The sequence below is a fragment of the Methyloceanibacter marginalis genome, assembly GCF_001723295.1.
GTDB classification, from domain to species: domain Bacteria; phylum Pseudomonadota; class Alphaproteobacteria; order Rhizobiales; family Methyloligellaceae; genus Methyloceanibacter; species Methyloceanibacter marginalis.
In genome coordinates this window covers 1-5,710 of the sequence record NZ_LPWD01000185.1, presented here as the reverse complement: position 1 = coordinate 5,710, position 5,710 = coordinate 1, and the positions used below count along the sequence as shown (strand labels likewise).

5 protein-coding genes, 2 pseudogenes and 1 riboswitch are annotated in these 5,710 nt (G+C 65.0%); of the genes and pseudogenes, 3 read left to right on the top strand and 4 right to left on the bottom strand.

Features of this window, described 5'->3' with window-relative positions; genetic code table 11:
* Positions 1 to 952, bottom strand: a pseudogene (locus AUC71_RS17570) (PLP-dependent transferase); the annotation flags it as partial.
* An 81-nt stretch (positions 953 to 1,033) separates the two neighbouring features.
* Positions 1,034 to 1,111: riboswitch (SAM riboswitch) on the bottom strand.
* Between the two features lie 25 nt (positions 1,112 to 1,136).
* A complete protein-coding gene (locus AUC71_RS07725; protein ID WP_069623805.1) occupies positions 1,137 to 1,853 on the bottom strand; it encodes a DJ-1/PfpI family protein in 717 nt (238 codons plus the stop codon).
* A 111-nt stretch (positions 1,854 to 1,964) separates the two neighbouring features.
* Here AUC71_RS07725 and AUC71_RS07720 point away from each other — a divergent pair, with 111 nt between their 5' ends.
* Positions 1,965 to 3,158 carry a 2'-deoxycytidine 5'-triphosphate deaminase gene (locus AUC71_RS07720; protein ID WP_083238185.1) on the top strand — a complete coding sequence of 398 codons (1,194 nt, stop codon included), beginning with the start codon at positions 1,965 to 1,967 and terminating at the stop codon, positions 3,156 to 3,158.
* A 57-nt stretch (positions 3,159 to 3,215) separates the two neighbouring features.
* Positions 3,216 to 4,577, top strand: a complete 1,362-nt coding sequence (locus AUC71_RS07715; protein WP_069623804.1) for an alanine/glycine:cation symporter family protein — start codon at positions 3,216 to 3,218, stop codon at positions 4,575 to 4,577.
* 13 nt (positions 4,578 to 4,590) lie between these two features.
* Here the strand turns inward: AUC71_RS07715 and AUC71_RS07710 are convergent, their stop codons facing one another.
* Both AUC71_RS07710 and AUC71_RS07705 read right to left on the bottom strand, forming a co-directional pair.
* Positions 4,591 to 4,839: a hypothetical protein gene (locus AUC71_RS07710; RefSeq protein WP_069623803.1), complete on the bottom strand. Its 249-nt coding sequence runs from the start codon at positions 4,837 to 4,839 to the stop codon at positions 4,591 to 4,593.
* A gap of 81 nt (positions 4,840 to 4,920) precedes the next feature.
* On the bottom strand, positions 4,921 to 5,298 hold the full coding sequence (locus AUC71_RS07705; protein WP_069623802.1) for a hypothetical protein: 378 nt from the start codon (positions 5,296 to 5,298) through the stop codon (positions 4,921 to 4,923).
* A 133-nt stretch (positions 5,299 to 5,431) separates the two neighbouring features.
* Between AUC71_RS07705 and AUC71_RS07700 the strand changes: the two are divergent.
* Positions 5,432 to 5,710, top strand: a pseudogene (locus tag AUC71_RS07700) (hypothetical protein); the annotation flags it as partial.

The window sequence follows — 5,710 nt, the reverse complement described above, 5'->3', positions numbered from 1 at the left end:
CGACCATCGGTCCGCCATTGGCATCTGCGTTCTTGGCGAGGTCGTGGCTGGAGGGTGGTCGGCCCGGCCGGGATAGAACACGCGTTCGACCTCTGCACGACCCGCGAGAAAGTCGGCGATACGTGCTGCGGATGAGCAATGCCGCTCGACGCGCAGGGGCAGCGTCTCCAGGCCTTTGAGCAGCACCCAGGCGTTGAACGGGCTGAGCGAAGGGCCCGTATGCTTTAGATAATTGTGCAGAGTCTCGTTGATGAACTCATCACGACCGAGCACGACTCCGCCGAGGCAGCGCCCTTGGCCGTCGATATGTTTGGTGGCTGAGTAGACGACGATATCGGCGCCGAGCGGAAGTGGGCGCTGACCGAGCGGTGTGGCGAACACGTTGTCGACCACGGTCAGTGCGCCGGCCTTTCTGGCGATATTTGCCACGCCTTCGATGTCCACCAGCTCGAGCACCGGATTGGTCGGAGTCTCGTAAAGAGGCCCGCGTATTGGGCTGCACCGCCGCGTCCCAGGCGGCGAGGTCGCGCCCATCCACCAGCGTCGAGGTGATGCCGAAGCGCGGCAGCAGATCCTCCACGATGTAGCGGCAGCTGCCGAACAGCGCGCGCGCCGAGACCACGTGGTCCCCCGCCTTGAGATGACACAGGAGCGACGCGGCGACGGCCGCCATGCCGCTCGCCATGCCGCGTGCCGCCTCTGCGCCTTCCAGCGCGCACATGCGGTCCTCGAACATGGAGACGGTGGGATTGGCGTAACGGCTATAGACATAGCCTTCCGCGTCGCCCTTGAACCGGGCCTCCGCCTCCTCGGCGCTGTCATAGACATAGCCGGAGTTGAGGAAGATGGCCTCGGAGGTCTCGCCGAATTGGCTGCGCCGCGTGCCCTCGTGCACGAGCTGGGTGGCGGGCGCCCAGGCCTTGCGGCGCCCTGTCTTGTCGTCTGCGGCCATGCTCAGAACTCCTGCCTCTGTCTACGGCCGGCCATAAAAAAAACCCGGACCTTGGCTGCCGCCAAATGACCGGGATCGGCTGAAACGCCTCGCACGGCCTTTTAGCGACTTATTTTACGTGGCTGCAAGCCGGCCGGCCAAATCACCACGAGAGGGGGATTAATGTCGCTCCAGACCCCTCCCGTCAAGTCCGCGCTGGCGGTGCGACGCCCAGCCGCTTGGCCACCGCCTGCGCCGTTTCTTCGCGTCGGGCCATGAGTTCGCATGCCGCTTCCCGCACACACGCGACGATTTCCGGAGGCGCCGTTTCCGGGGAGCCGGCGTTGAACGGCGGCTCGGGCGCGTATTGCATGTAGAGCTGGATGGTCTCGGCGGCTTCGTCCCCCCGCAGCAGGGCGGCCACCGTCAGCGCGCCGTCTAAACCCGCCGTGACGCCGGCCGCGCAAACCAGATTACCGTCCACCACCACCCGTGCATCGACGGGCGTCGCGCCGAAATAGGGCAGGAGGTGCATGGCCGCCCAATAGGTCGTGGCCCGGCGTCCCTTCAACAGCCCCGCGGCGCCACAGATCAGCGCCCCCGTGCACACCGAAAACACGATCCGCGCTCCTGCCGCCTGGGTTCGCACCCAGCCCAGGACCTCATCGTCGTTCATCAGGGTCTCTTGTCCGGGACCGCCCGGGACATGCAGCACGTCGAGTTGCGGAGCCGCCGAAAGCATCGCATCGGGGGTCAGCAATAGGCCCTTTACGTCGCGCACCGGCGCTATGGTTTTGCCGTAAATGCGGTAGGTGGAATTGGGCAGCCGGGAGAGCACCTCGAAGGGCCCGGTAAGATCGATCTGGTCGAGCCCCTCGAACAGAAGCGAGCCGATTTGAAGGGGTTGATGTTCAGGGATCATCGGGTCTGTCAGGAGGAGGGGGCGGCTCAAGCGCTCGCCCCCTTGTGAATCCGGGGGAGAAGGCAGAGCTTAGGGTGACCGAAGCCCAGGCAAATGCCAAGAAGATCGACCATGAACCCGTCCGACCAGCTTTTCGAGGCGCTACCAGAAGACGCCCGGGCCCTGCCCGGAGAAGGCCGCAAGGGCGCGCTCGGCCGGACCGGCATTCTGCCGAGCCAGGCGCTTCGGCAGCTCATCGCCGCGGGCGAGATCGCTGGCGCGCCGGCGATCGAGGACGGCCAGATCCAGCCCGCGAGCCTCGACCTTCGCCTCGGCAAGGTGGCCTACCGCGTGCGCGCGAGTTTCCTGCCGGGCACCAAGGCAACCGTGCGCGACAAGCTGGCGGGGCTCACCTTCCACGAGATCGATCTCACCAAAGGCGCGGTGCTTGAAGCGGGCTGCGTCTACCTCGTGCCGTTGATCGAGCATCTCAATCTTCGTTCGACCATCGCCGCCTTCGCCAATCCGAAGAGCTCGACCGGCCGGCTCGACGTGTTCACGCGCCTCATCGCCGACTATCAGGAAAGCTTCGACAGCGTGGCCGAAGGCTATAAAGGACCGCTGTTCACCGAGATCTGCCCGCGCACCTTTTCCATCAAGGTCCGCTACGGTTCGCGCCTCAATCAAATCCGCTTCCGCCGCCGCGTCAGCCAGCAAATCGACGCCGAAGCGCCGGGCCGCGTTGGCGACCGGCGCTTGCGGGCGATCCACTCCGACGTGGGACTGGTGGAAGGCGAGGCGGCGATCCGCGATGGGTTGAACTTGCGTATCAGCCTCGCGCCCATCGAGGCCGGCGGCTTGATCGGCTATCGCGCCCGCCGCTATGCGGGCGTCATCGACGTGGACACGATCGGCGGCTACGACGTCGAACAGTATTGGGAGGCGGTGCATCTTGGGGGAGACAAGAGGCTCGTGCTGGATCCGCACGAATTCTACATCCTAGCCTCCAAGGAAAGCGTGTCCGTGCCGCCGGAATATGTGGCCGAGATGGCGCCGTTCGATCCCATGATCGGGGAGTACCGCGTGCACTATGCGGCTTCTTCGACCCCGGTTTTCGGTTATGCGGAGGGCAAAGCGCCGGGCGCCAAGGCGGTGCTGGAAGTCCGCAGCCTCGACATCCCCTTCATCGTCGAGGACGGGCAGATCGTCGGCCGGCTCATCTACGATAAGCTGACCGAGGTGCCGGAAACGCTTTACGGCCAGGGCATCGGCTCGCATTATCAGGCTCAGGGGTTGAAGCTGTCGAAGCACTTCCGCCAGGAGTGAGCCGCTAGGGGACCACGGGCGGCCAGCCAACAATCAGAGCAAAACGGGGGGCGTCGCATGGAGTCTGTCACCAAGGCTGTGGAGTGGCTGGATGGCGTCGTGTGGGGCGTCCCCATGCTGGTGCTCCTGCTCGGCGTTGGCCTTTACCTGACGCTTGGCTTGCGCCTCCGCACCATCCGGGATTTGCCTTTCGCTTTTTGGATGCTTTGGCGCGGCAGGGTCGCCGAAGGCAAAGGCGATATCACGCCCTTCAGTGCCTTGATGACCGCGCTCGCCGCGACCATCGGCACCGGCAATATCGCGGGCGTCGCCACGGCGATATTCATCGGCGGACCCGGCGCGGTCTTCTGGATGTGGATGACGGCGCTCATCGGCATGGCCACCAAATTCGCCGAGGCCGTACTTGCCGTGAAATACCGGGAAAGGGATAGCCGGGGAAACTATGTCGGCGGCCCCATGTACTACATCAAGAACGGCCTCGGCCCGAATTGGGCTTGGCTCGGGGTCTGCTTTGCACTGTTCGCGGGCTTTGCGGGCTTCGGCATCGGCAACATGGTGCAGGCGAACTCCGTCGCCGATGCCTTGGAAGCCTCGTTCGGGGTCCCATTCTGGGTGACCGGCGTCGCGCTCGCAGGGCTCGTCTTCATGGTGCTGATCGGCGGCATTCAGCGCATCGCCGCGGTCGCCAGTTGGCTCGTCCCGTTCATGGCGATCGGCTATGTCGGAGCGGGGCTTATAGTTATCGGACTGAACATCGATGCGGTTCCGGAAGCCTTTCGCCTGATCTTCACGCACGCCTTTTCGCCCATCGCTGCGACGGGCGGCTTCGCCGGCGCCGCCGTCTGGGCGGCCATCCGCTTCGGTGTGGCACGCGGCGTGTTCTCCAACGAGGCCGGGCTCGGCTCGGCGCCCATCGCCCATGCAGCCGCCGAATGCAAGGGGCCGGTGAGCCAGGGCGTGGTCGCCATGCTCGGCACCTTCATCGACACCATCGTCGTCTGCACGTTCACCGCGCTCGTCATCTTGACCACCGGCGCCTGGACCAGCGGGCAAAACGGCGCGGAGATGACCTCGCTCGCCTTCGAGTCGGCGCTGCCGGGCGTGGGCAGCGAGATCACGTCGCTCGCGCTGGCGATCTTCGCTTTCACCTCGCTGCTGGGCTGGAGCTATTACTGCGAACGCTCCTGGCAGTTTCTGCTCGGCATCAAGGCAATCGTCCCGTTCCGCATCGTGTGGTCGCTGGCGCCGATCGTCGGGGCCACCATGAAGCTGAGCTTCATCTGGCTGCTTGCCGACGTCCTGAACGCGCTCATGGCGATCCCCAACCTCATCGCGTTGGCGCTGCTGAGCCCGGTGGTTTTCGCCGCCGCGCGCGAGTTCTTCGCGACGCGCGGCAAGTCCGAGAACAATCCGTTCTGAGGAGGTCGTTAGGTCAGCGGGCGACGCCGTTCACGCCGTCGGCCCACATCAGGACGCCCAAGGCCAAGGCGTTGACGATCATCCAGAGCAGCGTCAGGAGCGAGACGCGCAGCAGCATGGATCTGTCGACGGAATTCTGCTTTGCCCGCCTGCGGTACCAGAGCGCCATCGCTACCAAGGGCAGCAGCACCAAGGCGAGGCAGAACCCGAGATACCAGCCCCGTACCGTGGGGTCCGCCAAGCTCTGTGCAATCGCATTCATGGGCAAAGTCCTCGATGATCGTGAAGAAGGTAGGGACCAGTAGCGTGTCTACCAGGCGAGGACCATAGACCGGAGCGGCCCTTAGTCGACGACGCGATTGATCTCGTCCGCCCAAATTAGAATGCCGAAGGCGATTGCGTTGACAACAACCCATGCGCCGGTGAACCAATAGACACGCGTCATCATCGCCTTGGCGTGCTGCCCGTAGCGGCCCGCATTGATGTCGCGCATGATCGAGGCGCCGTCGCCGGCGTGTAGGCGGCGTCGGCGAGCGTCCCCCGCGCATGTCCGGGCTCCGCGCTGACGTTGCATAAGGGCCCGTCCGCCGGGACTGTGTCGGATGCCCCGGTGAAACCAGACCGCGAGCGCCATCATCGGCAGGAGGAGCAGCGCGAGGCAGCCGATGAGGTACCAGCCGCGAACAGTCGGGTCCAAGAAAGCGTGAGCGATGGCATCCATGGGAGTCATTCTATAGGCGCGCCGAAGCGGAACAATCCGGGTTCGTGCGTGCTTGTCTGAGTGGCGAAAGCGCAAACCGTATGCGATGCTTCGGCCGCTAACGGATTTTGCGAGCGTTTCGGGGGAGGCCGACATGAAACATGCCGCGATCATGCTTGCGTTTGCCTTGGCGGCGGCTGCGGGGCTCGGGGGAGCCGCCGCGGCGGAGAATTTGACGGACCTGGCAAAGCAGGCGGAAAGCGAAGCCAAGGACGGCAAGAACCTCGAAGCCTACGACACGATGCGCAAGGGCGCCCTGCAGGTCTGGGCGTCCGGGCCGCTTCTCTTTCGCAAGGCCATTTTCGTCACCAAGGCGCCCGAGGGCTTCGGCATCTATGACCCGCGCCCCGAGGCCGCTCGCGCCCGGCGAGAA

Excerpts from the sequence above, each read along its gene's own strand:
- AUC71_RS07725 (WP_069623805.1), bottom strand. The coding sequence starts at position 1,853 with ATGATCCCTGAACATCAACCCCTTCAAATCGGCTCGCTTCTGTTCGAG.
- AUC71_RS07720 (WP_083238185.1), top strand. The coding sequence starts at position 1,965 with ATGAACCCGTCCGACCAGCTTTTCGAGGCGCTACCAGAAGACGCCCGG.
- AUC71_RS07715 (WP_069623804.1), top strand. The coding sequence starts at position 3,216 with ATGGAGTCTGTCACCAAGGCTGTGGAGTGGCTGGATGGCGTCGTGTGG.
- AUC71_RS07710 (WP_069623803.1), bottom strand. The coding sequence starts at position 4,839 with ATGAATGCGATTGCACAGAGCTTGGCGGACCCCACGGTACGGGGCTGG.
- AUC71_RS07705 (WP_069623802.1), bottom strand. The coding sequence starts at position 5,298 with ATGGATGCCATCGCTCACGCTTTCTTGGACCCGACTGTTCGCGGCTGG.